This window comes from Piscinibacter sp. (assembly GCF_047600445.1).
Taxonomy (GTDB): domain Bacteria; phylum Pseudomonadota; class Gammaproteobacteria; order Burkholderiales; family Burkholderiaceae_C; genus Piscinibacter.
The window spans coordinates 1,514,916-1,537,719 of the sequence record NZ_JASGKT010000002.1; the positions used below are offsets into that span (position 1 = coordinate 1,514,916).

A 22,804-nucleotide genomic window follows, 5' to 3' on the forward strand; every position below is an offset into this window, starting at 1 on the left:
CGCCGCTTTCCGGTGCGCGACACGCGCGCCGGCGCCTCCCCTAGCATCGAACGCTCCGGGAAACACGCGCCTGCAACGAGGCGCGTGTCCATGAATTCCAGAGGTGTTCCATGTGCCTGCTGACGCTGGCGCTCGACGAAAGCCGGCGGTTTCCGCTGGTGGTGGCCGCCAATCGCGACGAATACTTCGCGCGCGCCACCGCGCGCCTGGCCTGGTGGGCGCCCGAGCCGGGCGCGGCGCCCATCCTCGGCGGGCGCGATCTCGACGCCGGCGGCACCTGGCTCGGCCTCAGCGCCGAAGGCCGGCTCGGCCTGCTGACCAATGTGCGCAGTCCCGCGCGCAACGACCCGGCGGCGCCGTCGCGCGGCCGCATCGTGCCGCAGTGGCTGGCGGCGGACGAGCGTGTCGACCAGTTCTGGATGCGCACGGCGCTGTCCGGCTACAACGGCTTCAACCTGCTGGCCGCCGATTTTGCGCAGGGCGAATGTTTCTGGGCCAACAACGACGGCAGCCATCCGCTGCGGCTCGAACGCGGCCTGTACGGCCTGTCCAACGCCGGGCTCGACGCACCCTGGCCCAAGGTCGATGCGTTGAAGGTGCGCACGCGCGAGGCGATCGCGCAGTCCGCCGGCGTGGACGAACTCGCCGGCCGCCTGTTCGACGCGCTGGCCGACCGCCGCGTGCCGCCCGACCACGAACTGCCCGACACCGGCGTAGGCATCGAGAAGGAGCGCATGCTCGCGCCGGCCTTCATCCGCTCGCCCGACCTGCTCTACGGCACGCGCTGCTCGACGCTGATCATCACCGAGCGCACCGGGCGCCACAACGTGACGCACGTGCTCGAACGCAGCTTCTCGCCCAACGGCGGCATGGCGCTGCTGCGCCGCGCCACGCTGAACCACTGGCCGCCGCGCTACAACGCCGGCGCCTCGGCGCCTGCGATGCAGGCCGGCGCGGTGACGGAGTCGGAAGTCGATGCCGCCGCCGGCGTGGTGCCGGCCAAGCGCAGCCGCGTGCGCAGCCTGCTGCGGCCGCCGGCCGGGCGGCGCCGCGGCTGAACGCTGCCGTCTACAGCGCGCGCGTCATCTCGACGTGCGGTATGCCGGCTTCGTCGAAAACCTCGCCGCGCGGCGTGAAGCCGGCGCGCGCGTAGAACGGCGCGGCGCCGGTCTGCGCGTGCAGCAGCACCTCGCGGTCGCCGCGTGCGCGCGCCGCCTTCATCAGCGCGTCCAGCACCTCGCGGCCGACGCCGCTGCCGCGCACCGCCTGGCTCACCGCCATGCGGCCGATCTTGGCCACGCCCGGCACGTGCTGCAGCAGCCGGCCGGTGGCCAGCGGCAGGCCGAGGTGGTTGTAGGCCACGGCGTGCACGCTCACGGCATCGGCCTCGTCCCACTCCATCTCGGCCGGGATGCGCTGCTCCTCGACGAACACCGCGGTGCGCAGCGCCGCCGCGTCGCGGCCCAGCGCGGCCCAGTCGCCGACGCGCACCTCGACCATGCCCTGCCCGGCCTCGAAGCCCTGCAGCACGTCGCGCAGCGCGGCGGGCACCGGGCGCGAGGTCTGCGTGCGCGGATCGGCGAAGACGTAGACCAGTTCGCCCTCGACCAGCAGTTCGGCGCCGCGGAACACGCCGGCCGCGAACTGGATCGACGAGTTGCCGATGCGCGCGCAGCGCATGCCGACGTCCAACTGGTCGTCGTAGCGCGCCGAGCCGTGGTATTCGAGCGTGGCCTTGCGCACGTAGAGGTCGCCGTCCAGCGCTTCCATCGATGCGGCATACGGCAGCGCGAGCGCGCGCCAGTAGCCGGCCACCGCGGTGTCGATGTACATCAGGTAGTGCGCGTTGAAGACGATCTTCTGCGCGTCGATCTCGGCCCAGCGCACGCGCAGGCGGTCGAAGAAACGGAACTCGCTTCGTTGGGTCATGTCTCGAAGGCCTTCTTCAGTGCGGCGCCGAGCAGCGCCTGGGCGTGGCGGGCCTCGTCGAGCACGCGGCCCATCTTGATGAAATCGTGCGTCATGCCGCGCACCAGTTCGAGCGTCACCTCGACGCCGGCGGCGCGCAGCCGGTCGGCGTAGGCCAGGCCTTCGTCGACCAGCGGATCGCATTCGGCCAGCAGCACCACGGCGGGGGCGACGCCGTCGAGTTCGTCGGCGTTCAGCGGCGCGAAGCGCCAGTCGCCGCGCTGCGAGCGCTCGATGTACTGCTCGAAGAACCACTCGACGGTGCTGGCGTCGAGCAGGAAGCCGTTGGCGAACAGGCGGTGCGAGGCGGTGTCGGCATGCGCCGTGGTGCCGGGCGTGATCAGCACTTGCGCGCGCAGCGCGATGCCGTGCTCGCGCGCCCACAGCGCCGCCACCGCGGCCAGCGTGCCGCCGGCGCTGTCGCCGCCGACCGCGAGGCGCCGGACATCGAAACCCTGCGCCGCGCCATGGTCGGCGAGCCAGCGCAGCGCGGCCCAGCTGTCGTCCACCGCGGTCGGGAAGCGGTGCTCGGGGGCGAGGCGGTAGTCCAGCGCGAGCACCTCGGCACCCGAGTGCCGCGCGAGCTGCCGGCACAGGCTGTCGTGCGTGCCCAGCCCACCGATCGTGAAGCCGCCGCCGTGCAGGTACAGCAGCGTGCCGCGCGCGGCGGCGTCGGCGCGGTAGCGGCGCGCGGGCAGCGGCGTGCCGTCGAACGCGGGCAGTTCGAAGTCGCGGATCGAGGCCAGCGGGGCGCGCGGCAGGTCCAGCACCTCGGCCGCCGCCTCGTAGGCGGCACGTGCGGCCTGCGGCGTCATCGCGTGGAAAGGCGGCCGCTTGGCACGCTGGATGCGTTCCAGCAGGCCGGCCATGCGCGGTGTCAGCAGATGGGTGCCCATGGGAGCGGCGCAGTCTGCCACATGACGGCTCCTCGCCCGGCGGGTACGTCGGGCGCTCCCCCGAGGGGATGCGCGGGCCGGCTTGGGAGCGGCCCGGCGCTCGGCCCGCGGGGCGCACCCGATGGCGCGCGCGGCTGTTCTGCCTACACTCGCGCCCATGGCCTTCATCAACTACGTCACCCAGATCCAGTTGGACTTCGGCGCCGTGTCGCTGCTGCCGCAGGAATGCGAGCGCACCGGCATGCGCAGGCCGCTGGTGGTCACCGATCCCGGCGTGCGCGCCGCCGGTGTGCTCGACAAGGCGCTCGCCGCGCTCGGCGCCCTGCCCCACGCGGTGTTCGACCAGACGCCGTCGAACCCGACCGAAGCCGGCGTGCGCGCGGCAGTGGCGGTGTACCGGCAGCACGGCTGCGACGGGCTGATCGCCGTCGGCGGCGGCTCGAGCATCGACCTGGCCAAGGGCGTGGCGATCGCCGCCACGCACGAAGGCCCGCTGAAGACCTACGCCACCATCGAAGGCGGCAGCCCGAAGATCGGCGAGCGCGTCTCGCCGCTGATCGCGGTGCCCACCACCGCCGGCACCGGCAGCGAGGTGGCGCGCGGCGCGATCGTGATCGTCGACGACGGCCGCAAGCTCGGCTTCCACAGCTGGCACCTCGTGCCCCGGGCGGCCATCTGCGACCCCGAGCTGACGCTGGGCCTGCCGCCGCTGCTGACCGCCGCCACCGGCATGGACGCGATCGCGCACTGCCTCGAAACCTTCATGGCGCCGGCGGTGAACCCGCCGGCCGACGGCATCGGCCTGGACGGCCTGGAACGGGGCTGGGCGCACATAGAGCGCGCCACGCGCGACGGCGCCGACCGCGAGGCGCGCTGGCAGATGATGAGCGCGAGCATGCAGGGCGCGATGGCCTTCCAGAAAGGCCTGGGCTGCGTGCACAGCCTGAGCCACAGCCTGGGCGGCGTGAACCCGAAGCTGCACCACGGCACGCTCAACGCGGTGTTCCTGCCCGCGGTGATCCGCTTCAACGCCAGCGCCGAGTCCATGGTGCGAGAACGCCGCCTGGCGCGGCTCGCGCATGCGATGGGCATCGGCTCGTGCGACAGCGCCGGCACCGAGATCGCCGAGGCGATCCGCGAGATGAATGCGCGCCTCGGCCTGCCCAGCGGCCTGCGTGCGATGGGCGTCGGGCCGGAGCTGTTCGAGAAAATCATCGACGGTGCAATGGCCGACCACTGCCACAAGACCAACCCGCGCATCGCCACCCGCGAGGACTATCGGCAGATGCTCGAAGGGTCCCTCTAGAACACCGAATCCCGGTCGATCCCGTGGCGCAGCATGCGCCGCTTCAGCTTGACGAGCGCTTCCTGCTGGATCTGGCGGATGCGCTCGCGCGTCAGGTGCAGCCGCTCGGCCAGCACTTCGAGCGTCTCGGGCTCGCGGTCGTGCAGGCCGTAGCGGCCGCAGAGCACCTCGCGCTCGCGTTCGCTCAGCTCGTCCAGCCCGTGTTCGAGCAGGCGCTCGACCTCGTTCGACAAGGTCAGGCTCACCGGATCGCCGGCGCCGTCGTCGGGCACGCTGTCGAGCAGCGATTCGGCGTTGCCGTCGGCCGGGTGGCGCTCGATCGGCGCGTCCAGCGAGGCCGGCTGCTCGGCCAGGCGCAGCAGCTCGGCCACCTCCTGCACCGGGCGGCCGAGCGAGGCGGCCACGTCTTCCACGCGCACCGGCCGCTCGGCGTCGGCGCCGTCCGCCGGCAGGCGCGATTCGAGCGCGCGGCGCGCCTTGAGCACCTGGTTCAGCTCGCGCACCACGTGCACCGGCAGCCGCACCAGGCGCGCCTGGTGCAGGATCGCGCGCTCGATGCTCTGGCGTATCCACCACGAGGCGTAGGTCGAGAAGCGAAAGCCGCGCTCCGGCTCGAACTTGCCGATCGCGTGCATCAGGCCGAGGTTGCCCTCCTCGATCAGGTCGGGCATCGGCAGGCCGCGGCCGAGGTAGTTCTTGGCGATGCTGACCACCAGGCGCAGGTTGCGCTCGATCATCGCCTGGCGCGCCGCGAAGTCGCCCTGGCGCGCGCGCGTCGCGGTCTCGAACTCCTGCTGCGGCGTCAGCAGCGGCGCGCGGCGGATCTCGCGCAGGTAGGTCTGCAGCGTGTTGCCGATCTCGCCTTCGCCGGCGGGCAGCTCGGGGCGGCTGTCGGCGGCGGCGAGCGCAGGCGGCTCGTCGCCCTCGCCGTCGATCGGCGCAGGGCCGTCGAGCCGTAGTGGCGGCGGCCTGACCGATCCCCCGGATGGCGTCGTGCGCTTCCTGGGCATCGGCCTGGCTTTCGTGGTGCCGCTAGCGTGGCGGCAACAGGCGCGCCGGGTCGACCGGCTTGCCCTGCTTGCGGATCTCGAAGTGCAGCAGCACACGATCGGAGTCGGTGTTGCCCATCTCGGCGATCTTCTGGCCGCGCTTGACCGCCTGGTCTTCCTTGACCAGCAGAGTCTGGTTGTGCGCGTAGGCGGTCAGGTAGGTGGCGTTGTGCTTGAGGATCACCAGGTTGCCGTAGCCGCGCAGCCCCGAGCCGGCGTAGACCACGCGGCCGTCGGCCGCAGCGAGCACCGGATCGCCGAGCTTGCCGGCGATGCCCAGGCCCTTGCTCTTGCCTTCCTCGAAGCTGGCGCTGACGGGGCCGGCGGCCGGCCACATCCAGTTGATGTCGTCGTCGCCGTCACGCCCGGCCACCGGCGCCGGCGCCGCGGGTGGCGCGGCCGGCGGCGCGCTCGGCGCGGCGCTGGACGACGGCGTGGCCGCGGGGCGCGGGGCGTCGAGCGGACGCGTCTCGGCCCGCGTGGAGGCGATCGGACGCGTCGACACCGCGGCCGCGTTCTCGCCCGGCGGCACCACGCGCAGCACCTGTCCGACCTCGATCACGTTGGCGTTCTCGAGGTTGTTCCACTTGACCAGATCCTTCCAGTTCTGGCCGCTTTCCAGGCCGATGCGGATCATCGTGTCGCCCGGCTTGACGGTGTAGTAGCCGGGTTTGCCGGCGTTCTCGGCGCCGGGCAGCGGCTTGCTCGTGTCGGAGGCCGGCAGCGCGGGCGCGGTGCCGGGGCCGGCGATGATGGTCGGCGCGGGGCGCGGGCCGAGCGCGCGCTCTTCCACCGGCGCGGGCGACTTCGAGGTCGCGCAGCCGCCCAGCACGCCGGCGGCGCACAGCGCCGCGAGCAGGCCGTGAAAGCGTCGCATCGACGCGGGTTTGAGTTGTCGTTCAATCATGGATCAAGCACCGAGGCCGGATTTTAGGGGCACGAACTTCACGGATTCGTGAATGCTGTGCTCGTAGCCTCCCTCGTGGCGGTCGACCACCACCAGCGTCTGCTGCTGTGTGTGCGGCGTCTGCAAGGGCGCCACCAGCCGCCCGCCGATCGCCATCTGCTCCAGCCAGGCCGGCGGCAGCGCCTGCCCGCCCGCCGCCGCGATGATGCTGTCGTAAGGGGCGTTGGGCGGGTGTCCCCGCATGCCGTCACCATACACCAGACGCAGATTGCCCGGCCGCAGCGGCGCCAGATTGGCGCCTGCCTTGTCGTGCAGCGGCTTGAGCCGCTCGATGGAGATCACCTGGCGCGCCAGCCGTGCCAGCAGCGCGGCCTGGTAGCCGCAGCCGGTGCCGATCTCCAGCGTGCGCAGCAGCGAGCCGGCCGCGCGCGCGTTGGCGCCTTGCATCAGCAGCTCGATCATGCGAGCCACCACCGAGGGCTTGGAGATGGTCTGGCCCAGGCCGATCGGCAGGCTGGTGTCCTCGTAGGCCTGCGTGGCCAGCGCGGCGTCGACGAAGGCGTGGCGCGGCACCTCGGCCAGCGCGGCGGCCACCGCCGCATGCTGCAGGCCCTGCGCCTGCAGGCGCTGCACCATGCGGCGGCGCACGTCGGCCGAATCGAGCCCCAGGCCCGAGGGCGCCGCGTGCCGCGCGGCGTCCGCGTGCGCCTGCTGCAGCGGCGTCTGCGGGCGCAGCAGTTCCCGCCCGGTCGGCGCCCCGACCTGGTCCAGCCGCAGCGGAAAACGCGGCGGCTTGCCCGCTGAACTCATGCCGCTGCGCCCAGCCAGGCACGCCAGGCGGGCAGCTCGGCATGGTCGGTGAGGTCCACCTGCAGCGGCGTGACCGACACCGCGCCGGCGCTCACCGCGTGGAAGTCGGTGCCCTCGCCACCTTCGCGCGCATCGCCGGCCGGGCCGATCCAGTAGATCGTCTCGCCGCGCGGGCTGGTCTGGCGGATCACCGGCTCGCTGGCGTGGCGGCGGCCCAGCCGCGTGACGCGGCGCGGCAGCGCATCGGCATCGGCGCGGTTCGGGATGTTGACGTTGAGCAGCCAGGCGGCGCCGCCCGGCGGCCGGCGCAGCACCTGCTCGATGACGCTGCGCGCCACGCGCGCCGCGGCGTCGAGGTGCGCCCAGCCCTTCTCGACCTGCGAGAAGGCGATGGCCGGAATGCCGAACAGGAAGCCTTCCATCGCCGCCGCGACCGTGCCCGAATACAGCGTGTCGTCGCCCATGTTGGCGCCGTTGTTGATGCCCGAGACGACCAGGTCGGGCCGCTGCGGCAACAGCCCGGTGAGCGCCACGTGCACGCAGTCCGACGGCGTGCCGCTGACGTAGCGGAACGACTGGATCGCATCGCCGTGGGCGTGGCGCGCCGGATAGACCGACAGCGGCCGGTTCAGCGTCAGCGAGTTGGACGTGCCGCTGGCGTTCTGCTCTGGCGCGACCACGTCGATCTCGCCCAGCCCGGCACAGGCCTGGATCAGCGCGGCGATGCCGGGAGCGAGGTAACCGTCGTCGTTGGCGATGAGGATGCGCATGCGCGGCATTGTAGGGAGGCGCCGCGGCACGTCGCGCCGGCGACGCGGCGCCGGGCGCTTGATGCTTATCATGCGGCGACACCCGTAGCGAACCGCGGAGACGATCCCATGCATGCCTGGCTGTGCGAGAACCCCACCGGCGTCGATGCCGTGGCCTGGAAGGAATTGCCGACGCCCGAGCCCGGCGCCGGCGAGGTGCGCGTCGCCATCAAGGCGGCGAGCCTGAACTTTCCCGACCTGCTGGTGGTGCAGAACAAGTACCAGATGAAGCCGACGCCGCCCTTCGTGCCCGGCTCGGAGTTCGCCGGCGTGGTCGACGCGGTGGGCAGTGGCGTTTCTCACGTGAAGGTGGGCGACGCCGTCGCGGCCTTTTCCGGCACCGGCGGCTTCGCCACCCATGCCTGCCTGAAGGCCGAGCTCGTGATGCCGCTGCCGCGCGGCTTCGCCTTCGACGACGCGGCGGCCTTCGTGCTGACCTACGCCACCACCCACCACGGCCTGCTCGACCGCGGCGCGCTGAAGGCCGGCGAGACGCTGCTGGTGCTGGGCGCGGCCGGCGGCGTCGGCACCGCGGCGGTCCAGATCGGCAAGGCGGCTGGCGCGCGTGTCATCGCCGCCGCGTCCAGCGACGAGAAGTGCGCGCTGTGCCGCGAGATCGGCGCCGACGAGACGATCAACTACAGCAGCGCGAACCTGCGCGACGAACTCAAGCGCCTGACCGCCGGCAAGGGCCCGGACGTGGTCTACGACCCGGTGGGCGGCGACCTCGCCGAGCCGGTGTTTCGCTCGATCGCCTGGCGCGGGCGCTACCTGGTGGTCGGCTTCGCCCAGGGCGGCATCCCCAGCCTGCCGCTGAACCTGGCGCTGCTCAAGGGCGCCTCGCTGGTCGGCGTGTTCTGGGGCGATTTTGCGCGCCGCGAGCCGCAGGCCAACGCGCGCATGCTCGGCGAGCTGGCGCAGTGGTATGCGCAGGGCAAGGTCAAGCCGGTGATCGACAGCCGCCTGCCGATGCGCGCGCTGCCCGAGGCCTTCGCACGCATGGGCACGCGCAAGGTGCGCGGCAAGCTGGTGCTGCTCAACGACTGACGCGCCTCCCCCGCAAGCGGGTGCGGCGTTCGCACCCGGTGCGCTAACATGCCAGGCAAACGACGACAAGGCCCCGCAGGGTCGAGATCGGTGGAGCATGTCAGTCAAAGTCCTGATCCTCGAAGACAACCCGGTGGCACGCAGCTTCCTGTGCCGCGTCGTGCGCGAGAGCTTCAGCGATGCCATCGCCATCACCGAGGCCGGTGACCTCGAAACCGCGCGCCGCCACATCGGCCCGCTGTCCGCCGTGCGCGAGCCGGTCGATCCGTTCAAGCTGATCCTCGTCGACCTCGAACTGCCCGACGGCAACGGCATGGAGCTGCTGGCCGAACTGGTCAAGTACCCGGCCACCAAGATCGTCACCACGCTGTACTCCGACGACGACCACCTCTTTCCCGCGCTGCAATGCGGCGCCGACGGCTACTTGCTGAAGGAAGATCGCTTCGAGGTGCTGGTCGAGGAACTGCAGAAGATCGTGCGCGGCCAGCCGCCGCTGTCGCCGGCGATCGCGCGCCGGCTGCTGACGCACTTCCGCCAGGGTGGCGGCCTGGGCGGCTCGGAGAACCCGCCGCTGGCGCCGAACTCCGGCTTCCAGAGCAGCCGGCCGATGCCGCTGGGCCGCGGCGCGCCGCTCGACCACGAGCGCCTGACGCCGCGCGAGAGCGAGGTGCTCACCTACCTGAGCAAGGGCTTCACGATCAAGGAGATCGCGAACCTGATGGGCATCAAGTGGTTCACCGTCAACGACCACATCAAGTCCATCTACAAGAAGCTCAACGTCTCCAGCCGCGCCGAGGCCGCCGTGCTGGCGAGCAAACAAGGGCTGGTCTGACGCCGGCGCCGCGGCCGTGTCGCACCGTTCCGAGCCGGCGCCGCTGTCCACGCTGACGCCGGCCGACAGCGCCATCGAGTCGAGTTTCGGCGAACGCCTGTCGCTGCGCGGCGACCGTCTGTCGCGCTGGATGGGCTGGCGGCTGCGCGCGCTGGCGGTGTTCGCGCTGATCGGCTGCCTCGGGCTGTTCCTGCTGGCGCGCGAACTGGCCATGCAGCCGCGCGTCGACGCGAGCTGGCGCGCCAGCGCCGAGAACCGTGTCCAGCTCGTGCGCAGCAGCGACCCCGACCTCGAGCCGCTGGTCGGCCAGGTGCTGGTGGCGGTGCAGGCCGAAGGCCGCAGCGTGGCGCTCGACGACGCGCTGACGCTGCGCACCTCGGCGCGCTGGGTGGTCGACGACGACGCGCGCGCGCGCCACCACCGGCTGCACGCCGCGCTCGACGGGCTGCTGACGCAGCCGGCGGTGCAGTTCGTCTTCGCCGGCGGGCGCAGCGCCTACGTGCAGACCGCGCCGCGCGGTTTCGGCGGCCTGCCGGTGGTGTACTGGCTGCTCGGCGCGCTGGCGCTGGCGGTGTACCTGGTCGGCATGATCGTGCTGCTGGCCAAGCCGAACGGCCGCAACCTGCTGTACGCGCTGATCACGCTGTGCCAGGCCGGCAACCTGCTGTTCATCGCGATCGAGTCGACCGCCGATCTCGCGCTGCCCCTGCTGGTGGCGCGCCTCGACCTGCCGCTGCGCGTCGGCTTCGACCTGTTCAGCGCCGCGGCCATCGTGCACGCCGCCGCGGTGCATCCGCGCCGCCTGCCGGGCGCGACGGCCATCGCCGCCGCGGCCTGGCTGTTCGCCGCCGCGCTGACGGCCGGGGTCTCGACCGGTCGGGTGCCGCTCGGCTGGTGGTGGGTGCAGATCGCCGTGGTGGCCTACGGCCTGGCGATGGTGGGCCTGATGAGCTGGTCGTACCAGATCGAGCCGCACCCGCTGGCCACCGTGCTGCGCCGCATCGGCATCGTGACGGTGGCCACCTGGGTGCTGCTGACCGCCTCGATCGCCGCGGCCATCACCTACCCGGGCGTGCACCACAACATCGCCTCGATCGGCTCGACGCTGTGGTACGTGTTCTTCGCCTCGCTGATCGTGCTGATCCCCTTCCTGTCGCGCTCGCAGCAGGTGATGCGCGAGTTCTCGATGCTGGCCGCGGTGAGCACGGTGACGACCTCGCTCGACCTGCTGTTCATCGCGGTGTTCTCGCTCGGCCCGTTCGCGTCGCTGACGCTGGCGCTGTTCATCTCGCTGGCGGCCTACTCCGGCGCGCGCCAGTGGGTGCTGAACCAGTTGCTGGGCAGCAAGGTGCTGACCACCGAGCGCATGTTCGAGCAGCTCTACCGCATCGCGCGCGAGGTCGAGGCGCGCCCCGAGCGCACCGGCATGCTGCTGTCGGAGCTGCTGCGCGACCTGTTCGAGCCGATGGAGGTGCTGCTCAGCGAGCGGCGCGTCGGCGCGACGCGCGTGTCCAGCGACGGCTCGACGCTGGTGCTGCCGGTGCCCGCGCTGGGCGGCGAGAGCGCGCCGCCGCGCGGCGCGATCGTGCTGCGCTTCGCGCACCGAGGGCGGCGCCTGTTCACCTTCGAGGACGCGCGGCTGACGGCGCGCGTGGTCGAGCAGCTTCGCCGCGCGGTCGCTTTCGACAAGGCCGTCGAACAGGGCCGCAGCGAGGAGCGCGCGCGCATCGCGCAGGACCTGCACGACGACATCGGCGCGCGGCTGCTGACGCTGATGTACAAGGCCCAGTCGCGCGAGATGGAAGAGTACGTGCGCCACACGCTGCAGGACCTGAAGACGCTGACGCGCGGCCTGGCGGCGGCCAACCACAGCCTGTCGCACGCCGCGGCCGAGTGGAAGGCCGACCTGTCGCAGCGCCTGACCGCCGCGCACGTGCAGCTCGACTGGGTCTTCGACGCCGACAAGGAGGTGATGCTGTCGGTGGTGCAGTGGTCGGCGCTGACGCGCGTGCTGCGCGAGCTGGTCAGCAACGCGATCGCGCACGCGAAGGCGACGCGCGTCGAGGTGTCGCTGGTGCTGCGCAAGGACAGGCTCGAGCTGCAGATCCTCGACAACGGCGAAGGCCGCAACCCGCGCGCCTGGGCGCACGGCCTGGGCCTGGGCGGCGTGCGCAAGCGCGTCAAGCAGCTCGGCGGCGAGGTCGAATGGCGCGAGCTGCAACCGCGCGGCATCGGCTGCCGGGTGACGATCCGGGATCTCTCGGCGAACGCTTGACCTGAATCAGAGTTTGTCGTCGTCGCGGGTCGATCCGCGCAACGATTCATATTTTCATAATCTATTATTTCCCAATGCGTTCGACAGCCAGAACCAAGCCCCCCGAGCAACTGCGCGAGCACGCCGGCGAGGCGAGCGCCCTGCTCAAGGCGCTTGCCAACGAAGACCGCCTGATGCTGCTGTGCCAGATCGCATCCGCCCGCCTCAACGTGGGTGAGCTGGAAGCCCTCACCGGCATCCGCCAGCCCACCTTGTCGCAGCAGCTCGCCGTGCTGCGCCAGGAGGGGCTGGTCGACACCGAGAAGGAAGGCAAGTACGTCTATTACCGGCTGGCCGACGAGAAGGTGGTGCGCGTCATGCGCACGCTCTGGGACATCTACTGCGCTGCGCAGTGACAACGGGCAGGAGACCATGAAACACGACCACGATCGCATCGAACGAGACGAGCCGACGGCTCGGCCGCTCGACCGGCGCCGGGCCCTGCTGGCGCTCGGCGCCGCCGGTGCCGCCGGCTTCGCGCTCACGCCCGGCGTCGCCGGCGCGGCGAACAAGCTCAAGACCACGGCCCGCATCGTCATCGCCGGCGCCGGCGCCGCGGGCCTGGCGGCGGCGTCGCGCCTGTCGGAAGCGCTGGACGGCGCGAAGATCACGCTGATCGACGCGCGCAGGGAGCACTTCTACCAGCCCGGCTTCACGCTGGTGGCCTCGGGCATCAAGCCGGCGGGTTACGTGGTCTCCAGCACCGCCGACTACGTGCCCGCGGGCGTCGACCTCGTGCCCGAGCGGGTGGTCGAATTCGATCCCGAGGGCAGGAAGGTCGTCACGGAGAGCGGCCAGGCCCACGCCTACGACTTTCTCGTCGTCGCCACCGGCATGAAGCTGGAGTACGGCCTGATCGAAGGCATGGACGAGACGCTGATCGGCACGAACGGCATCGGCAGCATCTACCACAGCCCGGCCAAGGCCGAGGCCACGTGGCAGGCCATGTCGGCGTTCGCGGACCAGGGCGGACGGGGCGTCTTCCTGCGGCCCGGCACCGAGATGAAGTGCGCGGGCGCGCCACTGAAGTACACCTTCATCGCCGAGGACTACCTGAGCCGGCGCGGCCAACGCGGCAAGGCGGAGGTGGTCTACAACTCGAACAACAAGGCGCTGTTCAGCGTGCCCATCGTCTCGGAGAAGGTGCGCATGCTGTTCCAGGAGCGCGGCATCCAGGTGAACTACGAGCGCGTGCTCAAGGCCATCGATCCGGGCAGGCGCATCGCCACCTTCGCCACGCCGGCGGGAACCGAGGAACAGAACTACGACTTCATCCACGTCATTCCGCCGATGCGCGCGCCCGAGGCCATCCGCAACAGCCCCCTGCCCTGGCAGAGCGGCCCCTGGGCCGCCGAAGGCTGGATGGAGGTCGACAAGGCAACGCTGCGCCACGTGCGCTACCGCAACGTCTTCGGCGTCGGCGACATCGCCGGCGTGCCCAAGGGCAAGACCGCCGCGAGCGTGAAGTGGCAGGTGCCCGTGGCGGTCGAACACCTCGTGGCCGAGATCGCCGGCAAGACCTCCGGCGCGCTCTACACCGGCTACACCTCGTGCCCGCTGATCACGCGCCTGGGCCGCGCCATGCTGGTGGAATTCGACTACCAGAACAACCTGGCGCCCTCGTTCCCCGGCGTGATCGCGCCGCTGGAGGAACTGTGGATCAGTTGGGTCATGAAGACCATGGCGCTCAAGCCCACCTACATCAGCATGCTGCGCGGCCGCGCCTGAGGAGACATCGCCATGAAAGAACTCGACCCCGTCATCCTGCTGGCCGTCTTCCAGGAGATGCTCGGCCCGCTGCTGTGGATGCTGCTGGCCGTCGTCGTGCTGGGCCTGGCCGCTTTTGTCGCGCTGCTCGCGCGCGAGAAGGGCCTGATGTCGCGACGCCTGGTGCGTTCGGAGGCGCTGGGCGTCGTCGGCGGCGCGCTGGCTCTGGTGCTGATGGCCAAGGTGTCTTCCTCGGGCTTCACCGATGCCGGCGGCCCGGCCGACTGGTTCCTGATCGCCCTGGTGTTCGGCGCCGGCCTGGCCGGTTCGACCATACTGGTCTATACCATCGCCGGCTGGTGGACGGCCCGCACGGCACGTGCTCATTGAACCGGAGGGAGCTTCATGACGACCCACAGCTACACCGACCTGACCCAGCAGATCAGCGCCAACCTGGCCACGCTGCGAAGCGGCGTTCCGCAGGTGATGAAGGGCTTTGCCGAGATGGGCAAGGCCGCCATCGCCGACGGCGCGCTGGACGCGAAGACCAAGGAACTGATCGCGCTGGCCATCGGCGTGGCCACGCGCTGCGACGGCTGCATCGGCTTCCACGCCAAGGCCCTGGCTCGCCTGGGCGCGACGGCCGCCGAAGTGCACGAAACCCTGGGCGTCGCCGTCTACATGGGCGGCGGGCCTTCGGCCATGTACGCGGCCAATGCCGTGGCGGCGTTCAACGAGTTCGCGGCCGCCAGGGAATCGTCCTGAGCCCCTGATTCATCCCGAATTCTTCCCCGAGAAACGAAAACGCCCGGCTGATGCCGGGCGTAGAAGGTGGGGTGGCTGATGGGACTCGAACCCACGACGACAGGAATCACAATCCTGGACTCTACCAACTGAGCTACAGCCACCGCAGAGCCCGCCATTATAGCCAAGCGGGGCGTGGCGATGCTCAGTTGGCGGCTGGCGTGCTGGCGTTCTTGGCCGCGGCGGCCAGCGTCTCGGCGCGGAAGCGCTGCTTGAGCGCGGCGTAGTAGGCCTGCGCCTCGGCCTCGCCCCAGGCCTGTCCGTACTGCGCCTGCATCTGCTTGGCGTCGCCGGCGGCCGGGTCGCGGCCGGCGAGCTTGCCGATGCGCACCACCGCGTAGCCCTGCGTGCCCTGCTCTACCCCGACGACGGCCGGCAGCTTGCCGGCCGGCGCGCGCAGCGCGGCGTCGAGCACGTCGCGCGCCACGTCCTTGGGCGCGGCGCGCGACACCGTCACCGGGCTGCCGGGCATGGCCGCGTCGGGCGTCTTCTGCAGTTCGGCCAGGCGCGCCTCGCCGTCCTTGCGCGCCAGCGCCTGCGCCTGCTGCGCCGCGACCTTCTCGCGCACCAGCGTCTTCACCTCGTCGAAGGCGAGCTGGTGCGCCGGGCTGTACTGCACGATGCGGCCCGAGGCGATCTGGTTCGCGCCGATCTCCACCGCCTCGATGTTGCGCTTGTTCTTCACCGAGTCGGCGCTGAAGATCGCCTCGAGGAACTTGGCGCTGGCCAGCGCGCCGGTGGCGCCGCTGGCCGGCGTGCGCTTCACGTCGGCGGCGCTGCGCACTTCGAGCTTGAACTTCTCGGCCGCCGGCTTGAGGCTGTCGGCCTGCTCGTAGACCATGTTGGTGAAGTCGACCGCGGCGGCCGCGAAGCGGCTCTGCGCCTGCTGCTGCTTGGCCTCGTCCTCGATCTCGGCGCGCACCTGCTCGAAGCTCTTCTTGCCGCCGCCGCGCACGCCGGTGACCTGGATGACGTGGTAGCCGAAATCGCTCTCGACCACGCCGCTGATCTCGCCCGGCTTCAAGCCGAAGGCGGCGTCCTCGAAGGGCTTGACCATCGCGCCGCGGCCGAAGAAGTCGAGGTCGCCGCCGCGCTGCGCCGAGCCGGGGTCGTCGCTGTTCTTGCGCGCGACGTCGGCGAAGCTGCCCGGCGCCTTGCGCACCTCGGCGAGCAGGTGCTCGGCCTTGGCCCTGGCCTTGTCGCGCTCGGCGGCGGGCGCGCCCTTCTCGGCCTTGACGAGGATGTGGCTGGCGCGGCGCTCCTCGGGCGTGGAGAAGCGCTTCTCGTTCTGTTCGTAGTACTTGCGCAGCTCTTCCTCGGGCACGCTGATGTCCTTCTTGATCGAGGCCAGGTCGAGCACCACGTACTCGATCGAGGCCTGCTCGGGCGCCTGGAACTGCGCGGCGTTCTCGGGCGCCTTGTAGTAGGCCTGCAGATCGTCGTCGCTCGGGTTGACGCGGGCGAGGTAGCTCTTGGCGTCGAAGTGCTGCACCTGGATCTCGCGCTGCTGCAACAGCGCGTCGAAGGCGGCGTCGGCGCTGCCGGCCGTGCCGAAGGCGGTGTTGCCCACGCCGTCGAGCACCTGGCGCAGCGTGATGTCCTGGCGCATGCGCGCCTCGAACATCTCCGGCGACATGCCTTGCGCGCCCAGCAGCGCCTTGTAGGCCTCGACGTCGAAGCTGCCGTCGGGCTTCTTCAGCGCGGCGAGCTGCGGAATGGCGAGCAGCTCGCGTTGCAGCCGCTCGTTGGTGGTGACGAGGTGCGCCTTGTCGGCCGCGGCCAGCAGCACGCGCTCGCGGATCATCGCGTCGAGCACCTGCTTCTTCATCTCCGGCGTGTCGAACAGCTTCGCGTCGACGTTGGGCATCTGGCGCCGCACGCGGTCGATCTGCTCGCGCTGCGCGGCGTTCCACTCGGCCAGCGTGATCTCGTGGCCGGCGACCTTGGCCACCGGCTCGTTCTCGCCGCCGCTGAAGCGGCTGTAGCCCTGGATGCCGAAGAACACGAACGACGGGAAGATCAGCAGCACCAGGATGAACTGCAGAAGCCGGGTGTGCTTGCGGACGAAGTCGAACATCGGAGAAAGCCTCTGTCGAGCCGAGGGAAGTCCAGACGCGACAAAGGCGAACCGCGGTTCGCCTTCGTGTTCTGGTGTTGGCCTGGATTCTAGCGCAGGCCCCTGGCGGGGCCGTGGTGGGTGCTGAGGGGTTCGAACCCCCGACCTACGCCTTGTAAGGGCGCCGCTCTACCGGCTGAGCTAAGCACCCGCGCGCTGCGCAGGCTGTCAGCGCAGCGATCAGTTGACGGCGTCCTTCAGGGCCTTGCCGGGGCGGAACTTCGGCACCTTGGCGGCCTTGATCTTGATCGTGGCGCCGGTGCGGGGGTTGCGGCCGCTGCGCGCCGCGCGCTTGCTGACGCTGAAGGTTCCGAAGCCGACCAGCGAGACGCTGCCGTTCTTCTTCAGCGTCTGCTTCACACCGCCGATCACGGCTTCCAGGGCGCGCGTGGCAGCAGCCTTGGAGATGTCCGCCTGTCGGGCGATGTGTTCGATCAATTCAGACTTGTTCACGGGATATCCCCCTCTCAAAAGTTTCTCGAACGGTGGTATTCGGTGGGTGTCTCCGGGCACTGTCTGCCCGAGGCGATCCGGCGCGGAGCATTACATGCCGCGCCCCTGGGGCTGTCAAGCGCGGAGCGCGATTCTATGTGGATTCACCTCGCGCCGCGCTCGTCGCGAACCACCAGCGCGACGCCGGCCGCGGTGAGCGCCATGCCGAGCATCATCAGCGGCGTGAAGGCCTCGCCGAACAGCGCCCAGGCCATCGCGGCGGTGCACGGCGGCACGAGGTAGAGCAGGCTCGTCACCTGCGTCGCCGCACCCCGCTGGATCAGCAGGTACAGCAGCGAGCTGCCGCCCAGCGTCAATCCGAGCACCGACCAGGCGAGCGCGGCGATCAGCTCGGGGTGCCAGCGCATCGGCTCGGCCTCGAGCAGCGCGAACGGAACGCTGACGAGCAGCGCCGCGCCGAGCTGCACCGCGCTGGCGGCGCGCACGTCGGCGACACGCACATGGCGCTTCTGGTACAGCGTGCCGATGGTGATGGACAGCATCGCGAAGATCGACAGCGCGAGGCTCGCGCCGCCGACCTCGCCGACGCCGAGCTTGCGCCACACCACCAGCGTGAGCCCGGCCAGGCCGAGCGCGAGGCCCAGCCACTGGCGCGGCAGCACACGATGCTCGGCGCTGGCCGTCGCGCTGATCCAGATGGCGGTGAGCACCGGTTGCAGCCCGACCAGCAGCGCGACGGTGCCCGCGCCCATGCCGAGCTTGACCGCCGACCACACGCCACCGAGGTAGCCCGCGTGCATCAGCGCGCCGCTGACGGCCAGGTGCGGCCACTGCGCGCGCGGCGGCCACGACACGCGCGCCAGCGCCATCCACGCCGCGAAGCACAGCACCGACAGCGCGTAGCGCACGGACAGGAAGGTCAGCGGCGGCGCGTGCGGCATCGCCAGGCGCGCGACCACGAAGCCGGTGCTCCAGATCAGCACGAAGACCCACGGCATCGCCCGCAGCAGCGGGCCCGCACTGCCCTGCGCCACGCTCAGCGCGCCTTGGCGCGGATCTCCGGCAGCGCCTTCTGCAGGTAGTAGATCATCGACCAGATGGTGAGCACCGCGGCCACGACGATCAGCACCGTGCCCCACAGGTGCGTGTCGATCACGCCGAGCACGTGGCCGTCGTAGAGCAGGAACGGGATCGCCACCATCTGCACCGCGGTCTTGACCTTGCCGACCATGTGCACCGCCACGCTGCGCGACGCGCCGATCTGCGCCATCCACTCGCGCAGCGCCGAGATCGCGATCTCGCGGCCGATGATCACCAGCGCCACCAGCGCATGCAGCCGGTTCAGGTGCACCAGCACCAGCAGCGCGGCGCAGACGAGGAACTTGTCGGCCACCGGGTCGAGGAAGGCGCCGAACGACGAGGTCATGTTCAGCCGGCGCGCCAGGTAGCCGTCGAGCCAGTCGGTCAGCGCGACGACGACGAACAGCACGGTCGCCAGCAGGTTCTGGAAACCGGGCTCGAGGTTCAGGTAGAACAGCCCGACGATCAGCGGGATCGCGACGATGCGAGCCCAGGTCAGCAGGGTCGGCAGGTTGAAGAACATCGGCGCATTGTGCCGAAGTTCGAACCCGACCCTAGAGCTGGCCTTCGGTCAGCGTGTCGAGCTGGAACTGGCCGCTCTTGTCCATCAGCCAGGTGTCGATGTACTTCATCCGGCCGATGCGCGCCGGCGCGGGCAGCGGCGAGGCCTTGCGGATCATCTCGCGCACGCGCGCCGTGACCTCGGGCGCGTGGCTGGGCGCGCGCAGCATGCGCACGTCGCGCACGTTGCCGTTGGCGTCCAGCTCGGTCTCGACGACGGCGATGGCGTACAGCAGCGGCGGCAGCTTGCCCTTGTAGATGCTGTCCGGGTACGCGGCGTAGATCGCGCGCGCGGCGTCCTGGCGGTAGGCGCGCTCGTTGGTGGCGGCGGAGACGCGCTTGTTGGCCGGCGCCGGCGGCGTGGCCGGCGCGCGCGCCACCGGGGTGCGCGGCGTCGGTGCCGGCGGCGGCTCGGTGCTGCAGCCGGCCAGCCAGGCGAAGCCGGCCAGGGTTGCCAGCGCGAGGCCGGCGCGGGTGCGGGTAAGAGTGTCAGTGCAAGGCACGATAGATCTCCTCTGCGAGTTCCTTCGATATTCCGTCCACGCTGGCGAGGTCGTCAACGCTGGCCTGCCCGACGCCGCGCACGCCGCCGAAGCGTTGCAGCAATCTTGCACGCTTGCGTGGCCCGACGCCGGGGATCTCCTCCAGCCGACTGCCGCCGGTGCGCACGCTGGCGCGCCGCGCGCGCATGCCGGTGATCGCGAAGCGGTGCGCCTCGTCGCGGATCTGCGCCACCAGCATCAGCGCCGCCGAGTCGCGCCCGAGGTACACCTTGGGCCGGCCGTCGGCGAACACCAGTTCCTCCAGCCCGACCTTGCGGCCTTCGCCCTTCTCGACGCCGACGATCAGGCCGAGGTCGATGCCGAGCTCCTCGAACACCTCGCGCGCCATCGCCACCTGGCCTCGGCCGCCGTCGACCAGCACCAGGTCGGGCAGGCGCGCCGCGCCGCTGCTCGCCGCTTCGGCCAGCTTGGCGTAGCGGCGCGTCAGCACCTGGCGCATCGCGGCGTAGTCGTCGCCGCCGGTGATGCCTTCGATGTTGTAGCGGCGGTACTGCGCGTTCTGCATGCGGTGGTTTTCGAACACCACGCACGATGCCTGCGTCGCCTCGCCGGCCGTGTGGCTGATGTCGAAACACTCGATGCGAAAGGTGTCGAGATCGTCGGCCGCGAGGTCGAGCGCGTCGACCAGCGCGCGTGTGCGCGCCTTCTGCGAGCCCTCCTCGGCCAGCAACTGCGCCAGCTTGAGCTGCGCGCCCTGGATGCACATGTCGAGCCAGGCGCGGCGCGCCTCGCGCGGCTGGTGCTGGGCCGTCACGCGCACGCCTGCCTGCGCCGACAGCGCCTCGATCAGCGACTTGTCGACCGGGTGGCTGGTGAGCAGCAGCGGCGGCACCGGCGCGTCGAGGTAGTGCTGGGCGATGAAGGCTTCGAGCACCTGCACCTCGGGCGAAGTGCGCGTCGCATCCCCGCCGCCCTCTTCGTCATCGTCGGCGGCCAGCGTGCCCTCCTCCACGTGCGCCGGGAAGTACGGCCTGTCGCCGAGATGCCGCCCGCCGCGCACCATCGCGAGGTTCACGCAGGCCTTGCCGCCTTCGACGCGCACCGCCAGCACGTCGGCGTCCTTGGTGCTGACACCGCTGTTGTCTTCCACCGCCTGGCGGTGCAGCACGCGCGACAGCGCGCCGATCTGGTCGCGCAGCTCGGCCGCCTTCTCGAATTGCAGCGCGTCGGCGTGCGCCATCATCTGCGCCTGCAGGGCGTCGAGCGTCTCTTGCTCACCGCCGAGCAGGAAGCGCTCGGCGTTGGCGACGTCGCGTGCATAGTCGCGCTCGTCGATCATCCTCACGCACGGCGCCGAGCAGCGCTTGATCTGGTAGAGCAGGCAGGGCCGCGTGCGGTTGGCGAACACGGTGTCCTCGCAGGTGCGCAGCCGGAACACCTTCTGCAACAACTGGATCGACTCCTTCACCGCCCAGGCGCTGGGGTACGGGCCGAAGTAGCGGTGCTTCTGGTCGACCGCGCCGCGGTAGTAGGCGATGCGCGGGAAGGTGCCGGCGACGATCTTCAGGTAGGGGTAGCTCTTGTCGTCGCGGAAGAGGATGTTGTAGCGCGGCGCGAGCGCCTTGATCAGGTTGTTCTCGAGCAGCAGCGCCTCGGCCTCCGAGCGCACCACGGTGGTCTCGATGCGCGCGATCTTGCCGACCATGTGGCCGATGCGCGTGCCGCCGTGGTTCTTGTGGAAGTAGCTCGAGACGCGCTTCTTCAGGTCGCGCGCCTTGCCCACGTACAGCACGCCGCCCTGCGCATCGAAGTAGCGGTAGACGCCCGGGCGGCCCGGCAGCGCGGCCACTTCGTCGAGCAGGCGCGCCCAGGCGGCGTCTCGGTCCGGCTCGATGGGCGTGTTCATCGCGGCGGATTATCGGCTCGGACACCGGCCCGGATAATCGCCCGCATGCCGCACTGCGACCTGTTCTGCCGCGTGATCGACAACCACGGCGACCTCGGCGTGTGCTGGCGCCTGGCCGCCGATCTCGCGGCGCGCGGCCGGCGCGTGCGGCTGTGGGTCGACGATGCGCAAGCACTGGCCTGGATGGCGCCGCAAGGCGCGGCCGGCGTCGAACCGCGCGCCTGGGACGAGGCGGATGCGCAGGCCGCGCCGGGCGAGGTGGTGATCGAAGCCTTCGGCTGCGAGCTGCCGCCGCGCTTCGCCGAGCGCATGGCGGCGCGCGCGCCGGCGCCGCTGTGGATCAACCTCGAATACCTGAGCGCGGAAGCCTACGTCGAGCGCAGCCACCGCCTGCCCTCGCCGCAGCGCAACGGCCTGACCAAGTGGTTCTTCTACCCCGGCTTCGGCGAGCGCACCGGCGGACTGCTGCGCGAGCCCGGCCTGCTCGCGCGGCGCGAGGCTTTCGACGCGGCGGCGTGGCTGGCCCCGCGCGGCCTCGCTCGCCGCGACGGCGAACGCCTCGTCAGCCTGTTCTGCTACGACAACGCCGCGCTGCCGGCGCTGCTGGATCGACTCGCCGCCGCGCCGACGCTGCTGCTGCTCACCGCCGGCCATGCGGCGCGGCAGGTGCGCGCCGCGCTGGGCGATGCGCTCGCGCTCGGCGCGCTGCGCGCCGTCGAACTGCCCTACCTGACGCAGACCGACTTCGACCGCCTGCTGTGGGCCTGCGACCTGAACTTCGTGCGCGGCGAAGACTCGGCGGTGCGCGCGATGTGGGCCGGCTCGCCCTTCGTCTGGCAGTTCTACCCGCAGTCCGACGGCGCGCACCACGCCAAGCGCGAAGCTTTTCTCGACCGCTTCCTCGCCGGCGCGCCCGAGGATTGGGCGGCGCCGTGCCGCGCGTTCTGGCGCGCCTGGAACGGCGCCGGCGCGCTGCCGGCCTGGCCCGCCATGCCGGCCTGGCGTGCGCAGACGCTGACTTGGCGCAACACGCTGGCCGCCCGGCCCGACCTCGCCAGCCAGCTCCTCGGTTTCGTGGCCGAAAAGCGCTAAAATCGCAGGCTTTTCGCCAGACGGGCAAGTCACCATGAAGATCGCTCAGGAAATCCGCGCCGGCAACGTGATCATGCAAGGCAAGGATCCGATGGTCGTGCTCAAGACCGAGTACAGCCGCGGGGGCCGCAACGCCGCCACCGTGCGCATGAAGCTGAAGAACCTGCTCAACAGCTCGGGCACGGAAGTCGTCTTCAAGGCCGACGACAAGATGGACCAGATCGTGCTCGACAAGAAGGAGTGCACCTACTCCTACTTCGCCGACCCGATGTACGTGTTCATGGACGCCGACTACAACCAGTTCGAGGTCGAGGCCGAGAACATGGGCGACGCGATCAGCTACCTGGAAGACGGCATGGCCGTCGAGGTGGTGTTCTACGACGGCAAGGCGATCTCGGTCGAGCTGCCCACCAGCGTGGTGCGCGAGATCGAGACCGAGCCCGCCGTCAAGGGCGACACCTCGGGCAAGGTGATGAAGCCGGCGCGCCTGGTCGGCACCGGCTTCGAGATCTCGGTGCCGCTGTTCGTCGAGAACGGCGACAAGATCGAGATCGACACCCGCACGCACGAATACCGCAAGCGCGTCTGACGCCTATCGGCGGGACGGACGGCGGGCGCCCTTTGGGCGCCCTTTCTTTTTGTAG

At 70.9% G+C, this 22,804-nt stretch carries 23 protein-coding genes and 2 tRNA genes; 11 read left to right on the forward strand and 14 right to left on the reverse strand.

Annotated elements, in window-relative coordinates:
• Nucleotides 1-110: 110 nt before the first annotated feature.
• Nucleotides 111-1,058: an NRDE family protein gene (locus QM792_RS11305; protein ID WP_415150026.1), complete on the forward strand. Its 948-nt coding sequence runs from the start codon at nt 111-113 to the stop codon at nt 1,056-1,058.
• Nucleotides 1,059-1,068: 10 nt separating this feature from the next.
• On the opposite strand, the gene QM792_RS11310 is transcribed toward QM792_RS11305, so the two are convergent.
• Both QM792_RS11310 and QM792_RS11315 read right to left on the reverse strand, forming a co-directional pair.
• The gene (locus tag QM792_RS11310; RefSeq protein ID WP_415150027.1) at nt 1,069-1,929 is read right to left on the reverse strand and encodes a YbgC/FadM family acyl-CoA thioesterase; all 861 of its coding nucleotides are present in this window, start codon (nt 1,927-1,929) and stop codon (nt 1,069-1,071) included.
• On the reverse strand, nt 1,926-2,864 hold the full coding sequence (locus QM792_RS11315) for an alpha/beta hydrolase (RefSeq protein WP_415150029.1): 939 nt from the start codon (nt 2,862-2,864) through the stop codon (nt 1,926-1,928). The genes QM792_RS11310 and QM792_RS11315 overlap by 4 nt, the downstream gene beginning before the upstream one ends.
• A gap of 157 nt (nt 2,865-3,021) precedes the next feature.
• Here QM792_RS11315 and QM792_RS11320 point away from each other — a divergent pair, with 157 nt between their 5' ends.
• The gene (locus tag QM792_RS11320) at nt 3,022-4,170 is read left to right on the forward strand and encodes an iron-containing alcohol dehydrogenase (protein ID WP_415150031.1); all 1,149 of its coding nucleotides are present in this window, start codon (nt 3,022-3,024) and stop codon (nt 4,168-4,170) included.
• On the opposite strand, the gene rpoS is transcribed toward QM792_RS11320, so the two are convergent.
• Genes rpoS through surE form a run of 4 tightly spaced genes read right to left on the reverse strand, consistent with a single transcriptional unit; the run spans nt 4,167 to nt 7,706 of the window.
• Nucleotides 4,167-5,180, reverse strand: a complete 1,014-nt coding sequence (gene rpoS, locus QM792_RS11325) for an RNA polymerase sigma factor RpoS (RefSeq protein ID WP_415150033.1) — start codon at nt 5,178-5,180, stop codon at nt 4,167-4,169. The genes QM792_RS11320 and rpoS overlap by 4 nt on opposite strands.
• Before the next feature lie 22 nt (nt 5,181-5,202).
• A complete protein-coding gene (locus tag QM792_RS11330) occupies nt 5,203-6,096 on the reverse strand; it encodes a peptidoglycan DD-metalloendopeptidase family protein (RefSeq protein WP_415150035.1) in 894 nt (297 codons plus the stop codon).
• A 33-nt stretch (nt 6,097-6,129) separates the two neighbouring features.
• Nucleotides 6,130-6,936, reverse strand: coding sequence for a protein-L-isoaspartate(D-aspartate) O-methyltransferase (locus QM792_RS11335; protein ID WP_415150037.1), 807 nt, complete (start codon nt 6,934-6,936; stop codon nt 6,130-6,132).
• Nucleotides 6,933-7,706: a 5'/3'-nucleotidase SurE gene (surE, locus tag QM792_RS11340; protein ID WP_415150039.1), complete on the reverse strand. Its 774-nt coding sequence runs from the start codon at nt 7,704-7,706 to the stop codon at nt 6,933-6,935. The genes QM792_RS11335 and surE overlap by 4 nt, the downstream gene beginning before the upstream one ends.
• Nucleotides 7,707-7,814: 108 nt before the next feature.
• On the opposite strand from surE, the gene QM792_RS11345 reads away from it, so the two are divergent.
• The 7 genes from QM792_RS11345 (at nt 7,815) to QM792_RS11375 (ending at nt 14,410) form a co-directional block, all read left to right on the forward strand.
• Nucleotides 7,815-8,792, forward strand: a complete 978-nt coding sequence (locus QM792_RS11345; RefSeq protein ID WP_415150040.1) for an NADPH:quinone oxidoreductase family protein — start codon at nt 7,815-7,817, stop codon at nt 8,790-8,792.
• Between the two features lie 97 nt (nt 8,793-8,889).
• Entirely contained in the window at nt 8,890-9,624 is a 735-nt protein-coding gene (locus tag QM792_RS11350) for a LuxR C-terminal-related transcriptional regulator (protein ID WP_415150042.1), read from the forward strand.
• Between the two features lie 16 nt (nt 9,625-9,640).
• Nucleotides 9,641-11,899, forward strand: a complete 2,259-nt coding sequence (locus QM792_RS11355; RefSeq protein WP_415150044.1) for a sensor histidine kinase — start codon at nt 9,641-9,643, stop codon at nt 11,897-11,899.
• A 74-nt stretch (nt 11,900-11,973) separates the two neighbouring features.
• The gene (locus QM792_RS11360) at nt 11,974-12,294 is read left to right on the forward strand and encodes a metalloregulator ArsR/SmtB family transcription factor (protein WP_415150046.1); all 321 of its coding nucleotides are present in this window, start codon (nt 11,974-11,976) and stop codon (nt 12,292-12,294) included.
• Between the two features lie 16 nt (nt 12,295-12,310).
• A complete protein-coding gene (locus QM792_RS11365) occupies nt 12,311-13,666 on the forward strand; it encodes an NAD(P)/FAD-dependent oxidoreductase (RefSeq protein ID WP_415150048.1) in 1,356 nt (451 codons plus the stop codon).
• A 12-nt stretch (nt 13,667-13,678) separates the two neighbouring features.
• Complete coding sequence (locus tag QM792_RS11370) at nt 13,679-14,035, forward strand: DUF5368 domain-containing protein (RefSeq protein WP_415150050.1); 357 nt, start codon at nt 13,679-13,681, stop codon at nt 14,033-14,035.
• Nucleotides 14,036-14,050: 15 nt separating this feature from the next.
• A complete protein-coding gene (locus QM792_RS11375; RefSeq protein WP_415150052.1) occupies nt 14,051-14,410 on the forward strand; it encodes a carboxymuconolactone decarboxylase family protein in 360 nt (119 codons plus the stop codon).
• A 67-nt stretch (nt 14,411-14,477) separates the two neighbouring features.
• Here the strand turns inward: QM792_RS11375 and QM792_RS11380 are convergent.
• The 8 genes from QM792_RS11380 to uvrC all read right to left on the reverse strand — a co-directional run bounded on the left by QM792_RS11380 (nt 14,478) and on the right by uvrC (nt 21,068).
• Nucleotides 14,478-14,553, reverse strand: a tRNA-His gene (locus tag QM792_RS11380).
• Between the two features lie 41 nt (nt 14,554-14,594).
• Nucleotides 14,595-16,526 (reverse strand): SurA N-terminal domain-containing protein, encoded by a 1,932-nt coding sequence (locus QM792_RS11385; protein ID WP_415150054.1) that lies wholly within the window; start codon nt 16,524-16,526, stop codon nt 14,595-14,597.
• Nucleotides 16,527-16,640: 114 nt separating this feature from the next.
• Nucleotides 16,641-16,716: transfer RNA gene (locus tag QM792_RS11390), tRNA-Val, on the reverse strand.
• Between the two features lie 29 nt (nt 16,717-16,745).
• Nucleotides 16,746-17,018 (reverse strand): HU family DNA-binding protein, encoded by a 273-nt coding sequence (locus QM792_RS11395; protein WP_415150055.1) that lies wholly within the window; start codon nt 17,016-17,018, stop codon nt 16,746-16,748.
• Nucleotides 17,019-17,161: 143 nt separating this feature from the next.
• Entirely contained in the window at nt 17,162-18,016 is an 855-nt protein-coding gene (locus QM792_RS11400) for a DMT family transporter (RefSeq protein ID WP_415151615.1), read from the reverse strand.
• Between the two features lie 38 nt (nt 18,017-18,054).
• Nucleotides 18,055-18,621, reverse strand: coding sequence for a CDP-diacylglycerol--glycerol-3-phosphate 3-phosphatidyltransferase (gene pgsA, locus QM792_RS11405; protein ID WP_415150057.1), 567 nt, complete (start codon nt 18,619-18,621; stop codon nt 18,055-18,057).
• Between the two features lie 31 nt (nt 18,622-18,652).
• Nucleotides 18,653-19,162, reverse strand: a complete 510-nt coding sequence (locus QM792_RS11410) for an energy transducer TonB family protein (RefSeq protein ID WP_415150059.1) — start codon at nt 19,160-19,162, stop codon at nt 18,653-18,655.
• A complete protein-coding gene (gene uvrC, locus QM792_RS11415) occupies nt 19,149-21,068 on the reverse strand; it encodes an excinuclease ABC subunit UvrC (RefSeq protein ID WP_415150061.1) in 1,920 nt (639 codons plus the stop codon). Before uvrC ends, QM792_RS11410 begins: the two co-directional genes overlap by 14 nt.
• Before the next feature lie 45 nt (nt 21,069-21,113).
• Here uvrC and earP point away from each other — a divergent pair, with 45 nt between their 5' ends.
• Together earP and efp are read left to right on the forward strand one after the other, a co-directional pair.
• Nucleotides 21,114-22,160, forward strand: a complete 1,047-nt coding sequence (gene earP, locus QM792_RS11420) for an elongation factor P maturation arginine rhamnosyltransferase EarP (RefSeq protein WP_415150063.1) — start codon at nt 21,114-21,116, stop codon at nt 22,158-22,160.
• A 34-nt stretch (nt 22,161-22,194) separates the two neighbouring features.
• Nucleotides 22,195-22,749: an elongation factor P gene (gene efp / locus QM792_RS11425; RefSeq protein WP_415150065.1), complete on the forward strand. Its 555-nt coding sequence runs from the start codon at nt 22,195-22,197 to the stop codon at nt 22,747-22,749.
• Nucleotides 22,750-22,804 lie beyond the last annotated feature (55 nt).

Bases quoted from the DNA above. Each gene is read 5' to 3' on its own strand.
- QM792_RS11305 (WP_415150026.1), top strand. From the start codon at position 111: ATGTGCCTGCTGACGCTGGCGCTCGACGAAAGCCGGCGGTTTCCGCTG.
- QM792_RS11310 (WP_415150027.1), bottom strand. From the start codon at position 1,929: ATGACCCAACGAAGCGAGTTCCGTTTCTTCGACCGCCTGCGCGTGCGC.
- QM792_RS11315 (WP_415150029.1), bottom strand. From the start codon at position 2,864: ATGGGCACCCATCTGCTGACACCGCGCATGGCCGGCCTGCTGGAACGC.
- QM792_RS11320 (WP_415150031.1), top strand. From the start codon at position 3,022: ATGGCCTTCATCAACTACGTCACCCAGATCCAGTTGGACTTCGGCGCC.
- rpoS (WP_415150033.1), bottom strand. From the start codon at position 5,180: ATGCCCAGGAAGCGCACGACGCCATCCGGGGGATCGGTCAGGCCGCCG.
- QM792_RS11330 (WP_415150035.1), bottom strand. From the start codon at position 6,096: ATGCGACGCTTTCACGGCCTGCTCGCGGCGCTGTGCGCCGCCGGCGTG.
- QM792_RS11335 (WP_415150037.1), bottom strand. From the start codon at position 6,936: ATGAGTTCAGCGGGCAAGCCGCCGCGTTTTCCGCTGCGGCTGGACCAG.
- surE (WP_415150039.1), bottom strand. From the start codon at position 7,706: ATGCGCATCCTCATCGCCAACGACGACGGTTACCTCGCTCCCGGCATC.
- QM792_RS11345 (WP_415150040.1), top strand. From the start codon at position 7,815: ATGCATGCCTGGCTGTGCGAGAACCCCACCGGCGTCGATGCCGTGGCC.
- QM792_RS11350 (WP_415150042.1), top strand. From the start codon at position 8,890: ATGTCAGTCAAAGTCCTGATCCTCGAAGACAACCCGGTGGCACGCAGC.
- QM792_RS11360 (WP_415150046.1), top strand. From the start codon at position 11,974: ATGCGTTCGACAGCCAGAACCAAGCCCCCCGAGCAACTGCGCGAGCAC.
- QM792_RS11365 (WP_415150048.1), top strand. From the start codon at position 12,311: ATGAAACACGACCACGATCGCATCGAACGAGACGAGCCGACGGCTCGG.
- QM792_RS11370 (WP_415150050.1), top strand. From the start codon at position 13,679: ATGAAAGAACTCGACCCCGTCATCCTGCTGGCCGTCTTCCAGGAGATG.
- QM792_RS11375 (WP_415150052.1), top strand. From the start codon at position 14,051: ATGACGACCCACAGCTACACCGACCTGACCCAGCAGATCAGCGCCAAC.
- QM792_RS11385 (WP_415150054.1), bottom strand. From the start codon at position 16,526: ATGTTCGACTTCGTCCGCAAGCACACCCGGCTTCTGCAGTTCATCCTG.
- QM792_RS11400 (WP_415151615.1), bottom strand. From the start codon at position 18,016: ATGCCGTGGGTCTTCGTGCTGATCTGGAGCACCGGCTTCGTGGTCGCG.
- pgsA (WP_415150057.1), bottom strand. From the start codon at position 18,621: ATGTTCTTCAACCTGCCGACCCTGCTGACCTGGGCTCGCATCGTCGCG.
- uvrC (WP_415150061.1), bottom strand. From the start codon at position 21,068: ATGAACACGCCCATCGAGCCGGACCGAGACGCCGCCTGGGCGCGCCTG.
- earP (WP_415150063.1), top strand. From the start codon at position 21,114: ATGCCGCACTGCGACCTGTTCTGCCGCGTGATCGACAACCACGGCGAC.
- efp (WP_415150065.1), top strand. From the start codon at position 22,195: ATGAAGATCGCTCAGGAAATCCGCGCCGGCAACGTGATCATGCAAGGC.